The following is a 22,716-nucleotide window of genomic DNA, read 5'->3' as shown; positions in this document are numbered from 1 at the left end:
CAACGGGGCGATGAGGTCGACGGGGTCGTCGTGGGCGAGGGCCGCGTGGAGCTCGCCGAGCGGGCCGCGGGCGGCGGGGGAAAGATCGGTGAGTGCGGTGATCTGGCCGGCGAGACGGCGCAGGTCTGCCGCGTTGCTGCGGGCCCAGGTGGCGACGCTCCGTTCGGCGGCCCGGGCCTGGCGGGTGGCGGTCACACGCTCTTCGCCGGTGGTTCCGGCGGGGCCGGGGCGGCCGCGCAGGTAGCGGCGCTCGGCGGCCTGGCGGCTGGCGACGCCGAGGGGGTGGGCGAGGTCGGCCCAGCTGGCTCCCGCGTCGCGGGCCGTTTCGATCAGCCCGGTCTCCCATCCGGCGAGCCGCTCGCGTACCTGACCCAGCAGCATCAGGGAGGCCAGCGCCTGCTCCGGCCCGGGACCGGGGGTGTCTGGAACGTCCTCGGCCGCTCGCTGGGCGTCGCGCAGGACGGTGTCTATGGCATCAAGGGCCGCCGCGGCGGCAAGGAACGACGCCGGGCTGTGGGCGTCGGTGCGGGACGGGGACGGCTGGTCGGCCGAGGTCACGGGCACCTCCTCGGGTTTGTCATTGAGAAGATGACATCGCGTTTGTCATCCATTGGATGACATGCTACAACAGTGTCAGTGAAGCGCATTGGCAGCAACTGCCTGAACCTGCTGGAGGTGTACTCACGATGTTGATGCGCACTGACCCCTTCCGTGAGCTGGACCGGCTGACGCAGCAGCTGATGGGCCCGGGCACCTGGTCTAGGCCGTCGGCGATGCCGATGGACGCCTACCGCGAGGGCGACGAGTACGTGGTGGCCTTCGACCTGCCCGGCGTCAGCGCGGACGCGATCGACATCAACGTCGAGCGGAACATGCTGACGGTCAAGGCCGAGCGCCGACCGGTGGCGAAGGCCGACGACGTGCAGATGGAACTGTCCGAGCGGCCGCTGGGCGTCTTCTCCCGCCAGATCGTGCTCGCCGACACCCTCGACACCGAGCGCATCCAGGCCGACTACGACGCGGGCGTGCTCACCCTGCGCATCCCGATCGCCGAGCGCGCCAAGCCCCGCAAGATCTCCATCGGCGTCGGCTCCGGCCGCCGGGAGATCTCCGGCTGACACGGCCGGGCATGCGGAGGGCGGGCACCCGGTCTCCCCCCTTCATCCCGCCCTCCGCACCCCCTGCGCAGTCCGGCGTGCGCGAGCCGGGCGCGGACCTCGCCCCTGCGCTACCCGCTGCGGCGCGCCGAACCACCACCCGGACGGTCCGTCCGCCTCCCCGTCGGCCACGGCCTCCTCTTCGGCAGCCCCCAGCCCATCCGACCCTTACCTCGGTGCCACACACCCGCACCCCTCCACGAAAGGCATGCACCGCAGTGATCACCGACGTGCGCGTACCGTCCGAGCACCAGCAGCCGTACGGGGCGGCGTACGAGCAGATGCTGGAGAAGGTCCGCTACGAAGGGGCCTACCCCACCCTCGAGAGAGCCGACGAAGCCGTCCGCCTGGTCCTCTCGGGGCTGGGACGCCGACTGACCGGCGACGAACGCGTCGACCTGGCCGCCTGCCTGCCCCAGGAGGCCGCGCGTGTCCTGACCGCGCAGATCCCCGACACACGGCCGCTGACCGGATGGGCCTTCGTCAAGGACCTCGCCACCCGCGCCGGGGCCTCGCCGGCCACCACGCGCTGGGACACCGGCTCCGTCTTCGCCGCGGTCGCCGCCCATGCCGGCCCCGACCTCATCACCCGCATCCTGCACCAGCTCCCCACCGGCTACGCGCTGCTGTTCGGCCGAGCCGAGCTCAAGCGCGCCGCGTAGACCGGGAGGATTCTCCGAACCCCCGATCGCAACGCACACCGGCGGGTGTCGTCAGATTCCGGCGACCGCCTCCGCCGCCGCCCGGCCGCAGACGCGGGCCGCGCCGTAGGTGGCCAGGTGGAGGGAGCCGCGGGGTTCGGCTCGGGGGACGCCCATCTCGACGACGACCGTGTCGGGCCGGGCCGCCAGCAGGGTGTCGAGGGCCGCCGCCATCCAGGGGTGGCGGTGCTCGTCGCGGACGACGGCGACGACCCGGCGGGTGCCCGCCGCGGCCAGTGCCTCGTGCCCGGCGTCGGGTCCGGTGAAGCTGCCGGTCTCCGTGCCCGGGAGCAGACGGCGGAGTTCGGCGGCGACGCCCCAGGGGGTCTCGTCGCCGACCGCGATGTTCGCGACCGGGGTGAAGGCGGCCACGAACGGCGGCGCCGTGAGCGGACCGAAGCCCTCGGTCGCGGTGACGCGCAGGGCACGGCGGGCCGCGCGCAGGCCCACCTCCTCGTCCGGGGCACCGGCGGTGCGGGCATCCGGGCGGTTCGCCGCGGTCCAGCGGGACAGCGCGCGGACCCGGTCGGCCGCGTCGGCCAGCCGCTCCTCGGGCAGTTCGCCGGAGCGGACCGCCTCGACCAGGGCGTCGGACAGCCGCCGCACGGTGTCCTCGTCGCAGAGGCCCCCGCCCACGCAGATCGCGTCGGCGCCCGCCGCGATGGCCAGGGCGCTGCCGCGTTCGATGCCGTAGGTGCCGGAGATGGCCCGCATCTCGATGCCGTCGGTGACGATGAGGCCGTCGTAGCCCAGCTCTCCGCGGAGCAGGTCGGTCAGGATGCGGCGGGAGAGCGTGGCCGGGCGGTCCGGGTCCAGCGCCGGGGCCAGGATGTGGGCGCTCATCACCGCGCGGCTGCCTGCGGCGATGGCCGCGCGGAACGGGACCAGGTCGCGCTCGGCCAGCACCGACGCGTCCACGTCGATGCGCGGCACGGCGTGGTGGGAGTCGATACCCGTGTCCCCGTGGCCCGGGAAGTGCTTGGTGCAGGTGGCGACGCCCGCCGACTGCATGCCGGTGACGTAGGCGGCGGTGTGCCGGGCGACCAGGTCGGTGCCGGCGCCGAAGGAGCGGACGCCGATGACGGGGTTGTCCGGGTTGGAGTTCACGTCGGCGGACGGGGCCCAGTTGAAGTTGACGCCGCAGTCCGCGAGCCGGCGGCCCAGTTCGGCGGCGACCTCGCGCGTGAGGCCCACGTCGTCCACCGCACCGAGGGCGTGGTTGCCGGGGAAGGAGGAGCCGGTGCGCACCTCGAGGCGGGTGACGTCGCCGCCCTCCTCGTCGATGGCGACCAGCACGTCCTCGCGTTCGGCGCGGAGCTGCGCGGTCAGGGCGGCCACCTGGTCGGGCGTCCTGACGTTCCGCCCGAACAGGGCGACGGAGGCCAGCCCCTCCCCGAGGCGGCGCAGCAGCCAGTCGGGGGCGGTGGTGCCGGAGAAGCCGGGCTGGAGAACGGTGAGCGCGTTCTGCGTGAGTGTGTCGGTGCCGCTGGCGATGGTCGTCATCGGGTGGCGTTATCCCTTCACGGCGCCGGCGGTCAGGCCGCTGACGGCCTTGCGCTGGAGGAAGACGAAGAGGATCAGGATCGGGATGGCGAAGAGGGACGACGCGGCCATGGTCGCACCCCAGTCGTCGCCGAACTGGGTCTGGAAGCTGGACAGCCACAGCGGCAGCGTCTTGGCCTCGGTGTCCTTGTTGAGGACCAGGACGAGGGCGAACTCGTTCCAGGCGGTGATGAAGCCGAACAGCGAGGTGGACATCAGGCCCGGCGCGAGCAGCGGCAGGATGACCCGGCGGAAGGCCTGGGCGCGGGTGCAGCCGTCGACCATCGCGGACTCCTCCAGCTCCTTGGGCACCGCGGCGACGAAGCCGCGCAGCGTCAGGATGGTGAAGGGGAGGATCATCATCATGTAGAAGAGCGTCAGCGGCACGAGGCTGTTCAGCATCGACGCGTCCCGCACGATCATGTACATCGCGATGACCATGACTTCCCAGGGCGCCATCTGGGCCAGCATGAAGCCGATGATGAAGCCGCGCCGCCCCTTGAACCGCATCCGCGCCAGGGCGAAGGACCCGGCCAGCGCGAGGATCAGGGAGAAGACGACCGCGCAGATCGTCACCGTGAGCGAGTTGGTGACGTACGTCCAGAAGTGGTCGGCGCCCGTCGCGGTCTCGAAGTGCTCGAAGGTGATGTCGGTCGGGAACCAGACCGGGTTGTCGGCGAGGATGTCGCCCCGCGGCTTGAGGGCCGTGGCGAACATCCAGTACACGGGGAAGACGAAGCCGATGAACAGGACGACCGCCGTGGCGTTGGGCCAGACGCGGCCGAAGAGCGAGCGCTTCACAGCTCGTCCTCCTCTTGCTTGAGCACGATCCTGAGGTAGTAGGCGGTCAGGCCGAGCAGGATCAGGATGGTCAGGACGGCGATCGCCGCGCCCATGCCGTAGTGCTGGTTGCCGACGCCCTCGACGTAGGCGTACACGGGCAGGATCTCGGTGAGCCGGTCCGGGCCGCCCTCGTTGAAGGTGTAGACCTGCACGAACGCCTTGAAGACCCAGATGATCTCCAGGAAGGTCGTGGCGTAGAGGAACGGGCGCAGGAACGGCATGGTGACCGTGGTGAAGCTCCGCCAGACGCCGGCGCCGTCGAGCGACGCGGCCTCGTAGAGCTCGCCCGGAATGGTGGTGGTCGCCGCGTACAGGTTGATCGCGACGAACGGGATGGACATCCAGACGATCAGCAGGGTGACGACGAAGAACGTCGACATCTGGCTGCTGGTCCAGCTGTAGTCGGCCATGGAGTGCCAGCCGAGCTTGTCCAGGACCCAGTTGACGACGCCGTAGCGGGTGGCGAAGAGCCACTGGTAGACGGTGGTGGCGGCCACCACGGGCATCGCCCAGGCCAGCACCAGGCCGATCAGCAGGGTGAACCGCATCCGCTTGCCGAGGCGGGCGAGGAGCAGGCCGATCAGGGTGCCGAGGACCATGATCAGGACGACGTTGGCCGCCGTGAAGAGGATCGAGCGGAGCGTGACCCGCCAGAACTGCTCGCTGGTGAGGGTCTCCTTGTAGTTCTCGACGCCGTTCCACTCGGTGGCGTGCTGGATCAGCTGCGCCATGTTGAGGTTCTGGAAGGACAGCAGGACGTCCTTCAGCAGCGGCCAGCCGAGCAGCAGCACGGAGGCCGCGACGGCGGGCAGCAGCAACAGGTACGGGGCGAGGGCGCCGGCGCGCGACGCGGCTCTCGTTCTCGGTCCGCCGGATCCCCCGCCGTCCGCCTTGCGGACGTCCGCCGGGCCCGAGGGCGGCCGTTCGGTCTGCACGGTCATGCTCGCGTTCTCTCTTCTCGACCTGTGTACGTCGACCCGCGTACGGTCGCCGGGGCGGGGGCCGTCACCGGCCACTCCGCCCCGGCACACCCGGCGTTACTGCTGCTGCGACAGGCGCTTGTTGAACTCTTCCTCGACCTGCTCGGCCGCCTCGGCGGTGCTCTTGCCGTTGAGCACGGCGGTCATGTAGGTCTTGATCGGGTTGGGCGCGTTCTCGACCGCGGCCCACTCCGGGATCAGCGGCGTGGTGCCACCGCCCCCGGCGGCCGGCGCGGCGGCCTCGGCGGCGGCGTTGCCCTTCAGGTTGGACTGGAGCGCGTCCTTGTTCGGGATGACGCCGTTGGCCTTGGCCAGGGCGCCCTCGAACTCGTCGGAGAGCGTGACCTTCAGGAACTCCTTGGCCAGCTCCTGCTTCTTGCTGCCCGCGGCGACGGCCAGGTTGGAGCCGCCGAGGAAGACGCCCTCGGGCTTCTCCGCCGTCGCACCCGGGATGGTGAAGTAGCCGAGGTCCTTCTCGATCGCCGGGTTGGTCTCGATCGCGATGCCGGCTTCCCAGCCCATGCCGATGAAGGCGCCGGTCTTGCCCTTGGCGAAGACCTCACCCTGCTGCGGGGTGGCCTCGTCCTTGTCCTTGGGCGCCTTGGAGAGGGACTGGAACTTCTTGTACGTCTCCATGGCCGCGGCGACCTTCGGGTCTGCCAGGTTGGAGACGTACTTGTCGCCGTCCTTCTTGACCAGTTCGGCGCCTTCGCCGATCGCGAGGCCCACGAAGTGGTACCAGTTCTGGCCGGGCAGGTAGATCGGCTCGGCGTCGGTCTTGTCGCCGATGGTCTTGAGGTCGGCGTAGAACTCGTCGCGGGTCTTGGGGAGTTCCTTGATGCCCGCGTCCGCCCAGACCTTCTTGTTGTAGACCACCACGCGGTTGACCACGAACCACGGGGCGGCGTACTGCTTGCCGTCGAAGACGGCGGACTCGTTCAGCGACTCGGACCAGTCGGTGCCGATCGAGCTCTTCAGGTCGGCCAGGTCGGCGAGACCACCGGTCTTCGCGTAGGCCGGCGTCTGGGTGTTGCCGATCTCGAAGACGTCCGGCGGGTTCTCCTCGGACAGGGCGGTCGTCAGCTTCTGCTGAATACCGTTCCACGTCTGGACCTCGAACTTGACCTTCGCCTTCGTCTTCTTCTCGAAGGCGGCCGCCACGTCCTTCTGCCACTGGTCCGGCGAGGACCCGTCCATCACCCACACGGTGAGCGTCTCGCCGGCGTAACCGTCCGCCCCGGCCTTCTTGCCGTCGTCGCCCCCGCACGCCGCGATCGAGACCATCATGCCCGCGATACCGATCGCGGCTATCAGCTTGCGCTTCACGCCACCCTCCTCAGGGATGCCACAAAACCCCCCTGCCTCCCCGCGGTTGCTCGTCGACGCGGACCGCCCATGGGGCCGGGACCTGGACCAATGGTGTAGACCAGTACGGGGAGCTTGGCCCAGACCAATAGGGCTGTCAAGGGTGTTCAACCACGCCCCTCGCGTCCGTGATGCGACCGAGATATGCAGGGACCTTTCATTGCGCAAGCCCCAGATCGGGCGGACCGGGACCGGGTGTACCACCACCCGCCGGACGACGTGCCGGTACGGTTCCGAACGCGCGTACCAGCGACGTCCGACCCCGCTGTGGACTAGACCAAGGGGGGTCCCGGGGGTATACAGAAGGGATCACGGAGCGTGCGGGGCCATCCCGGCACGGAGCCGTGCCACGATGTGAGCCGTGACCGACAGGAATGCCGGTCACTTCGGCACCCGGAGCCGGGAAGGCAGAGCATGAGCACCGACGTCAGCAGTGCGGAGAACGAGGGTGGGGCGACCGTCCGTACCGCGCGCGTGCCCAAGTACTACCGTCTGAAGAAGCATCTGCTCGACATGACCCGGACACAGACACCGGGCACGCCGGTCCCGCCGGAGCGCACACTGGCCGCCGAGTTCGACACCTCGCGCACCACCGTGCGCCAGGCCCTCCAGGAGCTGGTGGTGGAGGGTCGCCTGGAGCGCATCCAGGGCAAGGGCACCTTCGTCGCCAAGCCCAAGGTGTCGCAGGCGCTGCAACTCACCTCCTACACGGAGGACATGCGGGCCCAGGGCCTGGAACCCACCTCGCAGCTGCTGGACATCGGCTACATCACCGCCGACGACCGGCTCGCCGGGCTGCTGGACATCACGGCCGGCGGACGGGTGCTGCGCATCGAGCGGCTGCGCATGGCCAACGGCGAGCCGATGGCCATCGAGACCACCCACCTGTCGGCGAAGCGCTTCCCCGCGCTGCGCCGGTCCCTGGTGAAGTACACGTCCCTGTACACCGCGCTCGCCGAGGTGTACGACGTCCATCTCGCCGAGGCCGAGGAGACCATCGAGACCTCGCTGGCCACCCCGCGCGAGGCAGGCCTGCTCGGCACCGACGTGGGCCTGCCGATGCTGATGCTCTCCCGGCACTCCCAGGACCGCACCGGTCAGCCGGTGGAGTGGGTGCGCTCGGTGTACCGGGGCGACCGCTACAAGTTCGTGGCCCGCCTGAAGCGCCCCCAGGACTAGCGCAAACCGGACAGAACATACCGCTCCCGACCGCGAAGTTGCAGTTCAGGACCGATATGCGGACGAGGGCTTCCGCTGTCCTGACGCCGTCACCTACATTTCGTGCGCACTGCACGAGGTGATCAGCGAGGGGACGGAGCCACCGCATGTCACAAGCCCCGGAAGTGAGCAGAGGCCCGGTGGTGACGCCTGTGCGCGTCGTCATCGGCCTCTGCCTAGTCGCACCGTTCGTCGCGATGCTGTGGGTGGGTTCGTTCGCGAAGACGGACCCGACCTTCATCGGCATCCCGTTCTTCTACTGGTACCAAATGGCGTGGGTACTCATCTCCACCGTGCTCACGGTGATCGCGTACCAGCTGTGGCAGCGTGACCAGCGCGCCCGCCGGGAAGGCGGAGCCAAATGAACGACGGCGTGAACGGCGTCGCGCTCGGCGTCTTCATCTTCTTCTTCGTCCTCGTCACCGCCATGGGCTTCCTGGCCGCCCGCTGGCGCCGGGCCGCGAACGAGCACAGCCTCGACGAGTGGGGCCTCGGCGGCCGCTCGTTCGGCACCTGGGTCACCTGGTTCCTGCTGGGCGGCGACCTGTACACCGCGTACACCTTCGTGGCCGTCCCGGCGGCGATCTACGCTGCGGGCGCGGCCGGCTTCTTCGCGGTGCCGTACACGATCCTGGTCTACCCGCTGATCTTCACCTTCCTGCCGCGCCTGTGGTCGGTCTCCCACAAGCACGGATACGTGACGACCTCGGACTTCGTGCGCGGCCGGTTCGGCTCGAAGGGGCTGTCGCTGGCGGTCGCCATCACCGGCATCCTCGCGACGATGCCGTACATCGCGCTCCAGCTGGTCGGCATCCAGGCCGTGCTCGACGTGATGGGCGTCGGCGGCGGCGAGGACACCAACTGGTTCATCAAGGACCTGCCGCTGCTGATCGCCTTCGGTGTGCTGGCGGCGTACACGTACTCGTCGGGGCTGCGCGCGCCCGCGCTGATCGCGTTCGTCAAGGACACGCTGATCTACATCGTGATCGCGGTGGCGATCATCTACATCCCGATCAAGCTGGGCGGCTTCGACGACATCTTCGCCGCGGCGAACGACAAGTTCACCGCGTCGGGCAACGGCGGCCTGGTGCCGAACCACGGCGGGCAGTGGACGTACGCCACGCTGGCGCTCGGCTCGGCCCTGGCGCTCTTCATGTACCCGCACTCGATCACCGCGACGCTGTCCTCGCGCAGCCGTGAGGTGATCCGGCGCAACACCACGATCCTGCCGCTCTACTCGCTGATGCTGGGTCTGCTCGCGCTGCTGGGCTTCATGGCGATCGCGGCGGGCGTCAAGGTTGAGAACGGGCAGCTGGCGATCCCGCAGCTGTTCGAGAACATGTTCCCGGACTGGTTCGCGGGCGTGGCCTTCGCGGCCATCGGCATCGGCGCGCTGGTGCCGGCGGCGATCATGTCGATCGCGGCGGCGAACCTCTTCACCCGCAACATCTACAAGGACTTCATCAAGCCGGACGCCACCCCGGCCCAGGAGACCAAGGTCTCCAAGCTGGTGTCGCTGCTGGTCAAGGTGGGTGCGCTGGTCTTCGTCCTCGGCATGGACAAGACGGTCGCGATCAACTTCCAGCTGCTCGGCGGCATCTGGATCCTGCAGACCTTCCCGGCGCTGGTGGGCGGCCTGTTCACCCGCTGGTTCCACCGCTGGGCGCTGCTCGGCGGCTGGGCGGTCGGCATGATCTACGGCACGGTCGCCGCGTACGGTGTGGCCTCGCCGACGCAGAAGCACTTCGGCGGCTCCTCCGACGAGATCCCCGGCATCGGCGAGATCGGCTACATCGGTCTCACCGCCTTCGTGCTGAACGTCCTGGTCACCGTGGTCCTGACCTTCGTCCTGCGGGCGGTCAAGGCGCCCGACGGCGTCGACGAGACCAAGCCGAGCGACTACACGGCGGACGCGGGCGACCCGGGCGTCGAGGTCGAACTGCCGCCGGCCACGGCGGGCACCTCGCACTAGGTCCTTCGTAGAGGTCCTTCCCAGAGGTCCTGGTGGAGGTCCTTCTTCCTCAGCGGGCCGCCGGAGAAATCCGGCGGCCCGTTGTCGTACCCGTCGGGCACACTCGGCGTCATGGACTTCGTGATCCGGCGGGCGACGGCCGAGGAGTACGACACCCTCGGTGAGATCACCGCACAGGCCTACCTGCGCGACGGCCTCCTCGACTTCGGGGAGGACGACGCGTACCTGCACGAGCTGCGCGCCGTGGCCAGGCGGGCGGCGGCCGCCGAGGTGCTGGTCGCCGCGGCGGACGGCGTGGTGCTCGGCGGCGTCACCTTCGTGCCCTCCGGCGGACCCATGGCGGACATCGCCCGGCCCGGTGAGGCCGAGATACGCATGCTCGCCGTCGCCCGCGAGGCACGCGGACGCGGGGCCGGCGAGGCGCTCGTGCGGGCCTGCATCGACCGCGCCCGGTCCGTGGAGGGCTGCGCGCGGGTCGTGCTGTCCACTCAGCGCACCATGCACAGCGCCCACCGCATCTACGCGCGCCTGGGATTCACGCGCACCCCGGACCGCGACTGGAACCCCCTGCCGGAGCTGGACGACCTCACTCTGCTCGCCTACGAACTGACGCTCTGACACCGCCCCGACACGCTCACGGACACAACATCTGGGGGTGCTGGCGGAGCCCGGCACAAGATGTATGCTCGTGCTCGCTGTCGCCGCAGGGGAATCCGGTGCGAATCCGGAACTGTCCCGCAACGGTGTACATGCGTGCATCCGTACGCCTCCGGGCGTCCGTGCCCGCGTGTCCAGTCCGAGGACCTGCCGACAGTGCGCCCGGCCTCCCGGCCCGGGTGCCATGACGTCCGGGCCTCGTGGAGTGGGCCGGTGGACGCGACGCCGCGTGCGCTCGTGTGCTGCCCCCTGCCCTCCGCCAGGCCCCGTGCCGAGCGAGGGAGTGCCCCCACGTGACCATCGCGCCAGCCGATCCGGCCGCAGCGAACCCGGTGACGACTTCAGCGATGCCGGTGACCGAGGAGGCCGACGGACCCGGTGCCGCCCTGCTACGGACCCTGACCGCGCTGACCGCCGACCTCCCCGACGCCGACCCCGGCCGGATCGCCGCCGCCGCGCTGCGCGGCCGGTCCGCCCACGCGGACGAGGCCGAGCTGCGCGAGCTGGCCACCGAGGCGGCGGCCGGTCTCATCTCCGAGGACCCGGTCTACTCCCGCCTCGCCGCCCGGCTGCTGACCATCGGCATCCGCGCGGAGGCCGCCTCCCAGGGCGTCACGTCCTTCACCGAGTCGGTCGCCACCGGCCACCGCGAGGGCCTGATCGCCGACCGCACCGCCGAGTTCGTGCGGCAGCACGCGGACCGGCTGGACGCGACGATCGACCGGGCCGCCGACGACCGCTTCGGCTACTTCGGACTGCGCACCCTGCACAGCCGCTACCTGCTGCGGCACCCGATCACCCGCAAGGTCGTCGAGACGCCCCAGCACTTCATGCTGCGGGTCGCCGCCGGCCTCGCCGAGGACGACACCCCACGCTCCGTGGACGAGGTCACCGCGCTCTACGGCCTGATGAGCCGCCTCGACTACCTGCCCTCCTCCCCCACCCTGTTCAACTCGGGCACCCGGCACGCCCAGATGTCGTCCTGCTACCTCCTCGACTCCCCCAAGGACGAGCTGGACTCCCTCTACGACCGCCTCCACCAGGTCGCCCGGCTCTCCAAGCACGCCGGCGGCATCGGCATCGCCTACTCCCGCGTCCGCTCCCGGGGTTCGCTGATCCGCGGCACCAACGGGCACTCCAACGGCATCGTCCCGTTCCTGAAGACGCTGGACGCCTCGGTGGCGGCCGTGAACCAGGGCGGACGGCGCAAGGGCGCGGCGGCGGTCTACCTGGAGACCTGGCACGCGGACATCGAGGAGTTCCTGGAGCTGCGGGACAACACCGGCGAGGACGCCCGCCGCACGCACAACCTGAACCTGGCGCACTGGATCCCGGACGAGTTCATGCGCCGCGTGGACGCCGACGGCCAGTGGTCGCTGTTCTCGCCCGCCGACGTGCCCGAGCTGACCGACCTGTACGGCGCCGAGTTCGACGCGGCCTACCGCAAGGCCGAGGCCGCCGGGCTCGCCCGCAGGACCCTGCCCGCCCGCGAGCTGTACGGCCGCATGATGCGCACCCTCGCGCAGACCGGCAACGGCTGGATGACCTTCAAGGACACCGCCAACCGCACCGCCAACCAGACGGCCGAGCCGGGCAGCGTCATCCACTCCTCCAACCTCTGCACGGAGATCCTGGAGGTCACGGACGACGGCGAGACGGCGGTCTGCAACCTGGGCTCGGTCAACCTCGGCGCCTTCGTCGACGTGGCGAAGGGCGACATCGACTGGGAGCGGCTGGACGCCACCGTCCGCACCGCCGTCACCTTCCTGGACCGCGTCGTCGACATCAACTTCTACCCGACCGAGCAGGCGGGCCGCTCCAACGCCCGCTGGCGCCCGGTGGGCCTCGGCGCGATGGGCCTCCAGGACGTCTTCTTCCAGCTGCGCCTGCCCTTCGACTCGCCCGAGGCGAAGGCCCTGTCCACCCGCATCGCCGAGCGGATCATGCTCGCCGCGTACGAGACGTCCACCGACCTCGCCGAGCGCAACGGCCCGCTGCCGGCCTGGGAGAAGACCCGTACCGCCCGGGGCGTGCTGCACCCCGACCACTACGGCGTCCTGACCACCTGGCCGGAGCGCTGGGCGGCGCTGCGCGAGCGCATGGCCACCACCGGGCTGCGCAACTCCCTGCTGCTCGCCATCGCGCCGACCGCCACCATCGCGTCCATCGCGGGCGTCTACGAGTGCATCGAGCCGCAGGTGTCCAACCTGTTCAAGCGCGAGACGCTGTCCGGCGAGTTCCTCCAGGTCAACTCGTACCTGGTGAACGACCTCAAGCGGCTCGGCGTGTGGGACGCCCGCACCCGCGAGGCGCTGCGCGAGGCCAACGGCTCGGTCCAGGAGTTCTCCTGGATCCCCGCGGACGTCCGCGCGCTGTACCGCACCGCCTGGGAGATCCCGCAGCGCGGCCTGATCGACATGGCCGCCGCCCGCACCCCGTACCTCGACCAGGCCCAGTCGCTGAACCTGTTCCTGGAGACGCCGACCATCGGGAAGCTCTCCTCGATGTACGCGTACGCCTGGAAGCAGGGCCTGAAGACCACCTACTACCTGCGTTCGCGCCCGGCGACCCGGATCGCCCGTGCCGCCGGCCGGGCCAGTGTCCCCGCCCAGGCCACCCCGGATCCCGAAGCGGTCGCCTGCTCCCTTGAAAACCCCGAGTCCTGCGAGGCCTGCCAGTAATGACCGAGAACACCAAGAACCTGCTCGACCCGGGCTTCGAGCTGACTCTGCGTCCCATGCGCTACCCCGACTTCTACGAGCGCTACCGGGACGCCATCAAGAACACCTGGCACGTCGAGGAGGTCGACCTCCACTCGGACGTCGCCGACCTCGCGAAGCTCAGCCCCGAGGAGCAGCACCTGATCGGCCGGCTGGTGGCCTTCTTCGCCACCGGTGACTCGATCGTCGCGAACAACCTGGTGCTGACCCTCTACAAGCACATCAACTCCCCCGAGGCGCGCCTGTACCTGTCGCGGCAGCTGTTCGAGGAGGCCGTCCACGTCCAGTTCTATCTGACGCTGCTGGACACCTATCTGCCCGACCCGGAGGACCGCAACGCCGCCTTCGCGGCCGTGGAGAACATCCCGTCCATCCGCGAGAAGGCCGAGTTCTGCTTCAGGTGGATGGACTCGGTCGAGTCGATCGACCGCCTGGAGAACCAGGCCGACCGCCGCCGTTTCCTGCTGAACCTCATCTGCTTCGCCGCCTGCATCGAGGGCCTGTTCTTCTACGGCGCCTTCGCGTACGTCTACTGGTTCCGCAGCCGGGGTCTGCTGCACGGTCTGGCCACCGGCACCAACTGGGTGTTCCGGGACGAGACGATGCACATGTCCTTCGCCTTCGACGTGGTCGACACCGTGCGCAAGGAGGAGCCGGAGCTGTTCGACGAGCGGCTCGAGCAGCAGGTCACCGACATGCTGCGGGAGGCCGTCGAGGCCGAGCTGCAGTTCGCGCGCGACCTGTGCGGTGACGGCCTCCCGGGCATGAACACCGACTCGATGCGGGAGTACCTGGAGTGCGTCGCCGACCAGCGCCTGACGCGCCTCGGCTTCGCCCCCGTGTACGGCTCGGAGAACCCCTTCTCCTTCATGGAGCTGCAGGGCGTTCAGGAGCTGACCAACTTCTTCGAGCGGCGTCCCTCGGCGTACCAGGTGGCGGTGGAGGGCACCGTCGACCTGGACGAGGACTTCTGAGGCACCTCCTCTCCCGTCCTCCCCTCCTGGGCCTCCCTGATCTGACGGTCGACGCGCCGGTCGCGCACGGCGCCGATCACCGAGGGGAGGACCATGAGGACCAGGAGTCCGAAGGTCACGAGCATTCCGATCAGGGCTTCGATCTGGTTTCCGTTCATGACACCACTGTCGCGCCGGATGCTCCTTACCGGGAGTGGCAGGACTGCCGTAGGGCCTCGATTTCCTGCCACTCCCGGTGCACACTGGGAGCATGCTCGAAAACGTGGCCGCCGTCCTGCTGGACGGTGTACATCCCTTCGAACTCGGCGTGGTCTGCGAGGTCTTCGGCATCGACCGGAGCGACGAGGGCCTGCCGGTGTACGACTTCGCGGTGGTCTCCGCGGAGGGCCCCTCACTCGGCACCCATGTCGGCGGGCTGACCGTCTCCACGCCGTACGGTCTCGACCGGCTGGCCGAGGCGGACCTGATCGCCGTGCCGGCCGGGAGCGACTTCGTGCGCCGGGAGTACCCGACCGAGCTGCTGAACGCCCTGCGGCAGGCGGTGGACCGGGGCGCACGTGTCCTGAGCGTGTGCTCCGGGGTCTTCGTGCTGGGCGCCGCCGGGTTGCTGGACGGTCGGCGGTGCGCGGTGCACTGGCACCACGCGGCCGAGCTGGGCCGCCAGTACCCGCGTGCCGTCGTCGCGCCCGACGTGCTCTACGTCGACGAGGACCCGGTGATCACCTCCGCCGGCACCGCCGCCGGGATCGACGCCTGCCTGCACATCGTGCGCAAGGAACAGGGCCCCGAGGTCGCCAACCGGATCGCCCGGCGCATGGTGGTGCCGCCGCACCGGGACGGCGGACAGGCGCAGTACATCGAACGCCCGCTGCCGCGCTCCTCCTGCGACACCGTCGGCGAGGTGCTGGCCTGGATGGAGCAGCACCTCGACGAGGAGGTCACCGTCGAGCAGCTCGCGGCGCGGGCGCACATGTCCCCACGCACCTTCGCCCGCCGCTTCCAGCAGGAGACGGGCACGACTCCCTACCGCTGGATCCTGCGCCAGCGCGTGCTGCTGGCCCAGCGCCTCCTTGAGGCGACGGACGAGACGATGGACACGATCGCCTGGCGTACCGGTTTCGGTACGGCGGCGGCCCTCAGGCACCAGTTCGTCAGGGCCCTGGACACCACCCCGCACGCCTACCGGCGCACCTTCCGGGGCCCGGAGGCCGCCGCCTGAGCGTCACCGGGCCACCGGCCTGACCAGCAGGTCGTGCGGGCGCAGGGTGATGCCGACCCGTACGGCGTCGTTCGAGCCGGCCACCTGCTCGAAGCGGTACTTCGTGGCGAGCGCGGCCGTGATCAGCGTCAGCTGTGCCATGGAGAAGTGGTCGCTGGGGCACTTGCGATTGCCCACGCTGAACGGCTTCATGGCGTATTTCGGCACATTCCGCGCCCGCTCCGGAAGCCAGCGGTCCGGGTCGAACTCCAGGTTGTCGGCGTACGACTTCGCATCGCGCTGGATTGCGTACGGACTGTAGATGATGTCCGAACCGGCCGGAATGCGATAGCCACCGAGTTCGGTCTCGGCCACCGAGCGGCGGGTCAATACCCATACGGCCGGGCGCAAACGCATGGCTTCCAGGATGACATTGCCGGTGTGCGTGAGCTTGCGGACGTCCCTGAATGCCACGGGGCGTCCGCCGGTCACCGCTTCGACTTCGTCGCGTATGCGGTCGGCATGTTCCGGGTGGTCGGCAAGTGCCTGCAGCAACCACATGATCGTGGAGGCGATGGTTTCACTGCCCGGGGTGAGTATCGCGACGACCTGGTCGTGGATCTCCTGTTCCCCGATCGGGTCGCCATTGTCGTCCTTCGCCTCCAGCAATGCCGTGAGCAAATCGTCCGGCTTTTGACCGGATGCGCGGCGCTCGGTGATGATCTCGTCCACCAGCAGATGCAGATCGGCCAACGCGCTGTTGAATTTGCGGTTGGCCGGAAGGGGCAGCCGGTAGAGCGGTCCGAGCGGGACGACCATGCGCCGGTACATGCCCCGGAAGACGGTGGCGAGCGCGACGCACAGCCGCTCGGCGCGCTCGTCCATGTACTGACCGCGCAGCAGGCAGCGGGCCGCGACGCGCACCGCCACCCGGAAGGACTCGGAGGTCGCGTCGACGGTCCGGCCCGATCGCCAGCGCTCGGTGAGCGCGTGCGCCTCCTCCTCCATGATCGGCCCGTACGCGGGGATCGCGTCGAGTTTGAAGGCCGGCTGGATGGTGCGCCGCTGACGCCGGTGGAGTGGGCCGTTGGCGGTCGCCACGCCCTCCTTGCCGAGCAGGCCCTCCAGCGACTCCCACAGCGGACCGGCTATGTGGTAGTCGGGGCTCAGCGCGAGGGCGCCGGTGAGTTCGGGGGCGGTGACCGCGTAGACGGTCTTCGGTCCCAGCCTGATGCGCACGATGTCGCCGTGGTCGCGCAGCTGGGACATGTAGGCCAGCGGGTCGCGGGCCAGCCGCCAGCCGTGGCCGAGCAGCGGGACGCCGCCACCCGCGAAGGGCGGCTCGCGCAGCTCCGGCGCCGCTTCCGCGCGGGTCTCGGGGTTGACGGACTCGACGGTCATTTCTCACCTGCCGCTTCGTTGTTGACGTACGGGGGTGTGGACCGGTCGTCCCAGCTGTCGACCATGTACCGGCCGGACTCGTGATGGAACCAGTAGACGGAACTGAACCAGTTCCGCATATTGCCGACGTTGGTCCGCACGGCGCCGCTCAGTTCCTTTCCACGTACGGTTCCGTCGGCGAGTGCGTCGGCGAACCGTAACGCGTCCTGCTCCACCTCGAGGAATTCGGTGATGGATTCCTCGACGCGTCGCCTGACTTCCACAATGGCCTCTTCCAGGGTGAGTCCCTGATGTGTGATGAGACTGATGCCGAGATTGTGGACCTCGTCTCCCGCGATTTCCTTGGGCAGGGAGCAGAGGTCGTTGTACCAGGCCGCGAATTCCTGACTCAGCAGCGCCGCCCTGCGATATGCGGGGTGTTTCCGTACCGCGTCCGGCAGTTCGCAGCCCGCGCTCGGCTCCAGCAGGTCGGTCCAGATCCAGTGGGCGAAGGTGAGCCGACGCAGTTCGAGATACTCCTCGACTCCGGGCACGATTCCGCGGGTGCGGTTGTGGAATTCCCGGTCGTACGCGTCGATCACCGCGTGGAAGTGCCGGGCGAACCGGGCGTTCCAGGTCGTCGGCAGGAAGGCGTACAGGCGCCGCACACTGTCGGCGAACCCGGCCACCAGGGTGTCCTCGTGTTGCAGGTGTTCCCCGGGTGAGTCGAGTGCCGTGTGCAGCAGGTCGCGCAGTCGCCGCCAGGCGCCCGCCCGGCCGTGGACGATGTCCCGGTCGTGCCGGTCGTCCCAGACGAAGAACCACGCACTGTAGTCCGCTATCGCCTGCAGGACCGGCTCGGGGGCGCCCAGGTAGTACCCCGCCATGAGGTCCGTGTAGCACAGGCCGTCGGCATATTCCTCGACCTTGTCCGCCGGCATGAGCCGTTTTTCGAGCAGCCAGGTACGCGTCTTCTGCTGGAGCCTTGGCCAATACGGGTGCAGTTGCCGGGGAAATGCCGCCTCGATCACCGGGAGTCGGAGCGATGGCGGTACTGCGGTCGCGGTCGGTGTCGCTGTGGTGCCGTGTGGGAAAGCATGCACGAACAAACCCCTCTCAGCCGCCGGTGGCGCACCCCTCTCGCTGAGCGGGGCGTGCGCCGTTGCGAATCCCCGCACTTCCCATTCAGCACCACAACTGACCGTTCTGGGAACGGATTTGCTCCATTCACTACCCCCCGGTGCCTGAATTCTCCTGTTGTGTGGCAGGTTTCGACGGACGAACGGCGCCTGCCCGGGGGGAGACCCGAACAGGCGCCGTGCGCAAGGGAGATGTGTGACCGGTGTGACCGGTGGGGCGGTGTCAGTCGTTCGCGACCACGGGGTAGCGGGGCTCGTTCTCGGCCATCTGCCGCAGCGCGTCCTTGCGTTCACGCTTGGAGAGCCGGTCGATGTACAGGTACCCGTACAGATGATCCGTCTCGTGCTGCAAACACCGTGCGAAGTAGCCGGTGCCCCGCACCTTGACCGGGTTGCCCTTCTCGTCCTGCCCGGTCACCTCGGCGTAGTCGGGGCGGGCCAGCGGCGCGTAGGCGGTCGGCACCGAGAGGCAGCCCTCGTTGCTGTCGTCGAGGCGGCGCCGGTCGGCGGGCAGTTCGACGAGGACCGGGTTGCAGACCACGCCGACGTGGCGGACGCCCTCGTCGTCGGGGCAGTCGTAGACGAAGACCTTCTGGGAGACGCCGATCTGGTTGGCGGCCAGGCCCACTCCCTCGGCGGTGCGCTGGCTGGCGAACATGTCCGCCACCAGCTGCTGGAACTCCTCGCCGAAGTCGGTGACGTCCGCGCACTCCGTGTGCAGCACCGGATTGCCGACCACCGTGATCGGACGCGAGGCGCCCCGCTCACGCCAGGCCGCCTCGCGCTCCTCGCAGTCCTCGGTGTCGACGACGAAGCCCTCGTCGTCCACGGGGAGCACGCCCACGTGCTGCTGATCGGTGTCCTGCTGGGCCATGACCGACGTATGCCTTCCTGGATGAACCTGGCTGAATGCTTGATACAGGGTACGGTGACGCGCGCCCTTGGGGGCGCGGGACTGTGTCGACATGCGGCTCCGCCGCGAGGGCGCGACCAGCCACGACGAATGCGCAGTCGGCCGCCAACCTCAGCAGACTTCTTCCAAATCCCGCCAGTCACGAGAATCCGGGCTGTCCGCGACCCACCCGTCCAGCAACCCCTTCACCAGCGCAGCCGGCGCAGCCACCCCGCACTCCCGCTCCGGCACCCACAGCTGCCCGTCCGTACGGTGCCCGAGGGGCCCCGGATGTCCCGGTTCGCTGTGGTCGTGCGGGTCGAGGTGCTCGCCCTCGCCCTCGTCGGACGGCATCCGGGACTCCGAGCACATCCGGCACAGCAGCCGGACCGAGGACGACCAGTCCTCGGCGGCGAACCCGGCGTCGGCCGCCAGCTGCTCCAGCGCGTCCCGGTCGGACTCGGTGGCCGCCTCCAGGAGGACGACCCAGGTGGGCACGGGCGACGGCGCCCACAGCTCGATCTCGTCGAAGACCGGGTAGGAGTGCCCGGCGGCGGTGGACCGCTCCCCGTGCGGCACCCCGTCGTGCAGGACGACCTCGCCCCAGCGTCGCCCGGAGGACGGCAGCGGGATGGACAGCACCTCCACGCGGGCGGGATCCAGGCGCCGCCCCCACACGACCTCGGCCTCCCCCTCGGGGGACAGCCGTACGGCCGCGCTGCCGAGTTCCATGCCGAGCGGCTCACCGGCGTCCGTCGCGTCCCCGGGGGTGCGCAGTCCGTAGGCCTGCCAGGCACGGCGGGCCAGCGGCCAGTCCTGCAGGGCGGTCGCCGCGATGCCGACGTTCCACCAGTCGGGGGCGCCGGTGTCCCGGTCGAGGAGTGCGACGGCCCGCAGCCCGGCCGCTCTGGCCTGCTCCCAGTCGTGCCGGAACTTGTGCAGCAGGGCGAGGTTGAACCACGACTCCGAGAGCCAGGGTTCCAGGTCGGCGGCCCGCGTCAGCAGCGCCCCCGCGTCCTCGTAGCGACCGTCGCCGATCAGCGTGAACGCGCGGTCGGTGGCCTGCCGCCAGGAGGCGGAGGGCCGGTGCCGTGCCTTGCCGAAGATCCTCACGATTCCCGCCTGCCAGTTCCGTTCTGTGGGCTGGCTGTGCCTTTCGCGCCCCCGGACACCCTTTCCTGCGCATCAAACCACGTACGGGTGTAGAGGCGCTCATTACCCATGGGTTACCCAGCCGAGGGCGAGGTAAGGCTGCCTCGCGAAAGCACTCGGGCCAGTGCTTCCACCACGTCCGGAGCGTAGTCGTCCGCGGTGGCCAGGCGCAGCTCCTCCAGGGCCGTGAGCCCGCCGCCGGGACCGGCGTCCCGCGCCTTCTCCTCGTAGGCGTTCACGACCCGTACGATCCGCGCGGCCGGCGGCTGCTCCCGGCAGGGGTCGGCCTGGCGCTCCACGACCACCGCGACGGCCGGGTCGACGCCGGTCTGGCGGACCACGGCGCCGCCGAGCAGCGCGATCCGCCGCTGCTCCGGGGCGGGCAGGCCGGCGGTGGCACCCGCCGGGACCGGGTCGACCAGGCTGAGCTGGCCGATGTCGTGCATCAGGGCCGCGTACTCCAGCACGGTCAGCTCGGCCCCCGACAGCCCCAGGTCGCGTCCCACGGCCCCGCTCAGTTCGGCGACGCGGCGCGCGTGCCCGGCCGGGGTGTACCCGGCGATCTCGGTGGCCCTGGCCAGGGACGCGATGGTCTGCCGGTAGGTGGCCCGGACGGCAGCGTAGCGGCGGTAGGACAGCTGGGCGAGCAGCAGTGGCACGCAGAAGACGGGGAGCGCCCAGAGGCCCGCGACGCCCACCGCGAGCGCCATCACCACCCCGGTCGCGCACACGGCGGAGGTGATCCCGACCATGCCGCGCAGCTCCTCGCGCAGCAGCGGGCCGAAGGGCCAGCCGGTGCGGGCGTGCGCGGGTGCCGCGGCGAGCACGGCGTCGCACAGCGTGGTCAGGGCGAGCAGCGCGATCAGCAGCAGCGCGTAGGCGGGGCCGCTCCAGTCGCGGAAGGTGCCCTGGCCGGAGAGCGGCTGGAAGCACACGGCGGCGAAGGCGACGGTGAGCACCCGCCGCGCCAGCTGGTCGAGGACGGGCCCGCTGCCGCGGGCTATGTAGGGCACGCTGCCGGCCAGCGAGGCGGCGAGGACGACGGTGACGGTCTGGGCGACGCCGTGCGGGGCGGGCCGCCCGGTGACCTCGCCGAGCAGCGCGTACGCCAGTGCCCCGGCGGCGCCGAGCGGAGCCGCTTCGCGGGCCTCGGCGTCGGCGCGGCGGGTCAGCTCACCGAGGGCGACCAGCACACCGAAGGCGAGCGCGACGGGCCGGTGGACGAGCCCCGACCACAGCACGGAGGTGAGGCAGAGCACGGCGACGAGTCCGGCGGCGGCGCGGATGAGGTGGGGCACCAGAGGAGGCCGGCCCCGTAACGGGGGGAGCAGCGGAGGCCGACCCCGCTGCCGGGGCACCAGGGGAAGCCGCCCCCGCCGCCGGGGCCCGCTCATACGGCACGCCTCCCGACGCTGTCGCGCGTGCCCTCGCCGCGGGGCCGGCCGGGGGACCCCGCGGCCGTCGGGGGCGCGGGGGTGCCGTCGGCCGTGACCGACGGGTGCCAGCCGTGCCGGCCCAGGGCGCGGACCAGCGCGCCCACCATCCGGGGGTCGAACTGCTTCCCGGCACACCGTTGCAGCTCCTCCACCGCCGCGGCGACGGGGCGGGCCCTGCGGTAGGAGCGGGTGGAGGTCATCGCGTCGAAGGCGTCGGCGACGGCCACCACGCGGGCCGACTCGGGGATGCGGTCGCCGGCCAGGCCGTAGGGGTAGCCGCTGCCGTCCAGCCGTTCGTGGTGGTGGAGGACGGCGGCCCGGGCCTCCCCCAGGAAGCGGATGCCGCGCACCATCTCGTGCCCGTACTCCGGGTGCAGTTCGATCACCCGCCGCTCCTCGGGCGTCAGCGCCCCCTCCTTGCGCAGCAGCCGGGTGGGTACGCCGAGCTTGCCCACGTCGTGCAGGATGCCGGCGAAGCGGAGCGTCTCGACCCGCTCGTCGTCCATGCCCAGCTCACGGGCGATCATCATGGTGGCGCGGCCGACGCGCTCGCTGTGTCCGCGGGTGTAGCCGTCCTTGATGTCGACGGCCTGCACCAGCGCGCGGATGGTCGCCTGGTGCGCGGCCCGCTCGCGGTGGTACTGGGCGAACGCCCACCACGCGACACACATCGGCAGCAGCACGAGCAGCGCGGCCACCGGTCCGTACGGGCTGCGCCACAGGACGGCCATCATCAGCCCGGCGAGCCCGTGCACGGCGACCGGTCCGAGCGTCCTGGTGAACAGCCCCCGCCACGTGCGGCTCGCCGGCACATGATCGGCGAGCGCCAGGATGCCGCCGTCCAGCAGGGTGAGCACCACGCAGAACGCCAGTACCGCGGCCCCGGCCGGCACGAGCGCGTACGGGAAGTCGGGCTCGACGAGCGCGTCCCGCCCGCCGAGCCGCCCGTGGGCGTACGCGGCGGCCCAGACGGCGAGCGTCAGCTGTGCGGCCCGCCAGACACGACGCAGCGCGAAGGGCCGCCTCGGCACCGGGGACAGCAGGGCTCCCGGCAGGGCGACGAGCGCCGCGGCGGACGGCGGGAGCAGGAAGGCCCCCGCCAGCAGGACGGGGTAGCAGGTACCGACGGAGCGGAACCGCGCGACCAGCTCGGAGCCCGCGTAGAGCCCGGCGAGCAGCAGCACCGCGCGCCAGGGCGTGGGTGTCGCGGGAAGTGGCCGCAGACAGAGCAGTGCGGCCAGGACGACACCGGCGACGTACACGCGCGCCCGAGCCGGTACCGCGTCCATGATCTCCTCCCCCGACCACGTCTGTCAGGCTCCGGAGCCTAGGACGGCGGTGGGGAGGCGCGGGCAGATAACCCGCGGATTAGCACGTACGAGTGACTCGT

20 protein-coding genes and 1 riboswitch are annotated in these 22,716 nt (G+C 70.5%); of the genes, 9 read left to right on the top strand and 11 right to left on the bottom strand.

Annotated features, from left to right (window positions below):
* A partial coding sequence (locus tag DMH12_RS14290) for a type III effector protein (protein ID WP_125491945.1) occupies positions 1–558 on the bottom strand: 558 nt, incomplete at its 3' end.
* Between the two features lie 128 nt (positions 559–686).
* On the opposite strand from DMH12_RS14290, the gene DMH12_RS14285 reads away from it, so the two are divergent.
* Both DMH12_RS14285 and DMH12_RS14280 read left to right on the top strand, forming a co-directional pair.
* Positions 687–1,118 (top strand): Hsp20/alpha crystallin family protein, encoded by a 432-nt coding sequence (locus DMH12_RS14285; RefSeq protein ID WP_125491944.1) that lies wholly within the window; start codon positions 687–689, stop codon positions 1,116–1,118.
* A gap of 257 nt (positions 1,119–1,375) precedes the next feature.
* Positions 1,376–1,819, top strand: a complete 444-nt coding sequence (locus tag DMH12_RS14280) for a DUF2267 domain-containing protein (RefSeq protein WP_125491943.1) — start codon at positions 1,376–1,378, stop codon at positions 1,817–1,819.
* A 51-nt stretch (positions 1,820–1,870) separates the two neighbouring features.
* On the opposite strand, the gene DMH12_RS14275 is transcribed toward DMH12_RS14280, so the two are convergent.
* From DMH12_RS14275 to DMH12_RS14260, 4 genes are all read right to left on the bottom strand, one after another.
* Positions 1,871–3,361: a glycoside hydrolase family 3 protein gene (locus tag DMH12_RS14275; protein WP_125491942.1), complete on the bottom strand. Its 1,491-nt coding sequence runs from the start codon at positions 3,359–3,361 to the stop codon at positions 1,871–1,873.
* A 9-nt stretch (positions 3,362–3,370) separates the two neighbouring features.
* Positions 3,371–4,201 carry a carbohydrate ABC transporter permease gene (locus DMH12_RS14270; protein ID WP_125491941.1) on the bottom strand — a complete coding sequence of 277 codons (831 nt, stop codon included), beginning with the start codon at positions 4,199–4,201 and terminating at the stop codon, positions 3,371–3,373.
* Positions 4,198–5,184, bottom strand: a complete 987-nt coding sequence (locus DMH12_RS14265) for a carbohydrate ABC transporter permease (protein ID WP_125491940.1) — start codon at positions 5,182–5,184, stop codon at positions 4,198–4,200. The genes DMH12_RS14270 and DMH12_RS14265 overlap by 4 nt, the downstream gene beginning before the upstream one ends.
* Positions 5,185–5,280: 96 nt before the next feature.
* Entirely contained in the window at positions 5,281–6,549 is a 1,269-nt protein-coding gene (locus tag DMH12_RS14260) for an extracellular solute-binding protein (RefSeq protein WP_125491939.1), read from the bottom strand.
* Positions 6,550–7,002: 453 nt separating this feature from the next.
* On the opposite strand from DMH12_RS14260, the gene DMH12_RS14255 reads away from it, so the two are divergent.
* From DMH12_RS14255 to DMH12_RS14220, 7 genes are all read left to right on the top strand, one after another.
* Positions 7,003–7,767, top strand: a complete 765-nt coding sequence (locus tag DMH12_RS14255; protein ID WP_003973740.1) for a GntR family transcriptional regulator — start codon at positions 7,003–7,005, stop codon at positions 7,765–7,767.
* 146 nt (positions 7,768–7,913) lie between these two features.
* On the top strand, positions 7,914–8,171 hold the full coding sequence (locus DMH12_RS14250; RefSeq protein WP_122616150.1) for a DUF3311 domain-containing protein: 258 nt from the start codon (positions 7,914–7,916) through the stop codon (positions 8,169–8,171).
* Complete coding sequence (gene mctP / locus DMH12_RS14245) at positions 8,168–9,778, top strand: monocarboxylate uptake permease MctP (protein ID WP_125491938.1); 1,611 nt, start codon at positions 8,168–8,170, stop codon at positions 9,776–9,778. Before DMH12_RS14250 ends, mctP begins: the two co-directional genes overlap by 4 nt.
* Positions 9,779–9,889: 111 nt before the next feature.
* Entirely contained in the window at positions 9,890–10,396 is a 507-nt protein-coding gene (locus DMH12_RS14240; RefSeq protein WP_125491937.1) for a GNAT family N-acetyltransferase, read from the top strand.
* A gap of 47 nt (positions 10,397–10,443) precedes the next feature.
* Positions 10,444–10,605: riboswitch (cobalamin riboswitch) on the top strand.
* Positions 10,606–10,728: 123 nt separating this feature from the next.
* Positions 10,729–13,116 carry a ribonucleoside-diphosphate reductase subunit alpha gene (locus DMH12_RS14235; protein WP_125491936.1) on the top strand — a complete coding sequence of 796 codons (2,388 nt, stop codon included), beginning with the start codon at positions 10,729–10,731 and terminating at the stop codon, positions 13,114–13,116.
* The gene (locus tag DMH12_RS14230) at positions 13,116–14,129 is read left to right on the top strand and encodes a ribonucleotide-diphosphate reductase subunit beta (RefSeq protein WP_125491935.1); all 1,014 of its coding nucleotides are present in this window, start codon (positions 13,116–13,118) and stop codon (positions 14,127–14,129) included. Before DMH12_RS14235 ends, DMH12_RS14230 begins: the two co-directional genes overlap by 1 nt.
* Before the next feature lie 250 nt (positions 14,130–14,379).
* Positions 14,380–15,348, top strand: coding sequence for a GlxA family transcriptional regulator (locus DMH12_RS14220; RefSeq protein ID WP_125491933.1), 969 nt, complete (start codon positions 14,380–14,382; stop codon positions 15,346–15,348).
* 3 nt (positions 15,349–15,351) lie between these two features.
* Here the strand turns inward: DMH12_RS14220 and DMH12_RS14215 are convergent, their stop codons facing one another.
* The 6 genes from DMH12_RS14215 to DMH12_RS14190 form a co-directional block, all read right to left on the bottom strand.
* Positions 15,352–16,728: a cytochrome P450 gene (locus DMH12_RS14215; protein WP_125491932.1), complete on the bottom strand. Its 1,377-nt coding sequence runs from the start codon at positions 16,726–16,728 to the stop codon at positions 15,352–15,354.
* On the bottom strand, positions 16,725–17,810 hold the full coding sequence (gene cyc1 / locus DMH12_RS14210; RefSeq protein ID WP_125491949.1) for an epi-isozizaene synthase: 1,086 nt from the start codon (positions 17,808–17,810) through the stop codon (positions 16,725–16,727). Before cyc1 ends, DMH12_RS14215 begins: the two co-directional genes overlap by 4 nt.
* A 259-nt stretch (positions 17,811–18,069) precedes the next feature.
* Positions 18,070–18,720, bottom strand: a complete 651-nt coding sequence (def, locus tag DMH12_RS14205) for a peptide deformylase (RefSeq protein WP_125491931.1) — start codon at positions 18,718–18,720, stop codon at positions 18,070–18,072.
* Positions 18,721–18,870: 150 nt separating this feature from the next.
* Positions 18,871–19,851, bottom strand: a complete 981-nt coding sequence (locus DMH12_RS14200) for a hypothetical protein (protein WP_122616143.1) — start codon at positions 19,849–19,851, stop codon at positions 18,871–18,873.
* A gap of 113 nt (positions 19,852–19,964) precedes the next feature.
* Positions 19,965–21,284 (bottom strand): HD domain-containing protein, encoded by a 1,320-nt coding sequence (locus tag DMH12_RS14195; RefSeq protein ID WP_399187291.1) that lies wholly within the window; start codon positions 21,282–21,284, stop codon positions 19,965–19,967.
* Positions 21,281–22,615 (bottom strand): HD-GYP domain-containing protein, encoded by a 1,335-nt coding sequence (locus DMH12_RS14190; RefSeq protein WP_125491930.1) that lies wholly within the window; start codon positions 22,613–22,615, stop codon positions 21,281–21,283. The genes DMH12_RS14195 and DMH12_RS14190 overlap by 4 nt, the downstream gene beginning before the upstream one ends.
* Positions 22,616–22,716: the final 101 nt, after the last annotated feature.

The sequence above is a fragment of the Streptomyces sp. WAC 04229 genome (genome assembly GCF_003947455.1).
GTDB lineage: Bacteria > Actinomycetota > Actinomycetes > Streptomycetales > Streptomycetaceae > Streptomyces.
The sequence above is the reverse complement of the archived record's forward strand: the minus strand, read 5'-3'. Positions and strand labels throughout refer to the sequence as shown.

Coding starts and splice junctions, on each gene's coding strand:
- DMH12_RS14285 (WP_125491944.1), top strand. CDS start 687: ATGTTGATGCGCACTGACCCCTTCCGTGAGCTGGACCGGCTGACGCAG.
- DMH12_RS14275 (WP_125491942.1), bottom strand. CDS start 3,361: ATGACGACCATCGCCAGCGGCACCGACACACTCACGCAGAACGCGCTC.
- DMH12_RS14265 (WP_125491940.1), bottom strand. CDS start 5,184: ATGACCGTGCAGACCGAACGGCCGCCCTCGGGCCCGGCGGACGTCCGC.
- DMH12_RS14255 (WP_003973740.1), top strand. CDS start 7,003: ATGAGCACCGACGTCAGCAGTGCGGAGAACGAGGGTGGGGCGACCGTC.
- DMH12_RS14250 (WP_122616150.1), top strand. CDS start 7,914: ATGTCACAAGCCCCGGAAGTGAGCAGAGGCCCGGTGGTGACGCCTGTG.
- mctP (WP_125491938.1), top strand. CDS start 8,168: ATGAACGACGGCGTGAACGGCGTCGCGCTCGGCGTCTTCATCTTCTTC.
- DMH12_RS14240 (WP_125491937.1), top strand. CDS start 9,890: ATGGACTTCGTGATCCGGCGGGCGACGGCCGAGGAGTACGACACCCTC.
- DMH12_RS14230 (WP_125491935.1), top strand. CDS start 13,116: ATGACCGAGAACACCAAGAACCTGCTCGACCCGGGCTTCGAGCTGACT.
- DMH12_RS14220 (WP_125491933.1), top strand. CDS start 14,380: ATGCTCGAAAACGTGGCCGCCGTCCTGCTGGACGGTGTACATCCCTTC.
- DMH12_RS14215 (WP_125491932.1), bottom strand. CDS start 16,728: ATGACCGTCGAGTCCGTCAACCCCGAGACCCGCGCGGAAGCGGCGCCG.
- def (WP_125491931.1), bottom strand. CDS start 18,720: ATGGCCCAGCAGGACACCGATCAGCAGCACGTGGGCGTGCTCCCCGTG.
- DMH12_RS14195 (WP_399187291.1), bottom strand. CDS start 21,284: ATGAGCGGGCCCCGGCGGCGGGGGCGGCTTCCCCTGGTGCCCCGGCAG.
- DMH12_RS14190 (WP_125491930.1), bottom strand. CDS start 22,615: ATGGACGCGGTACCGGCTCGGGCGCGCGTGTACGTCGCCGGTGTCGTC.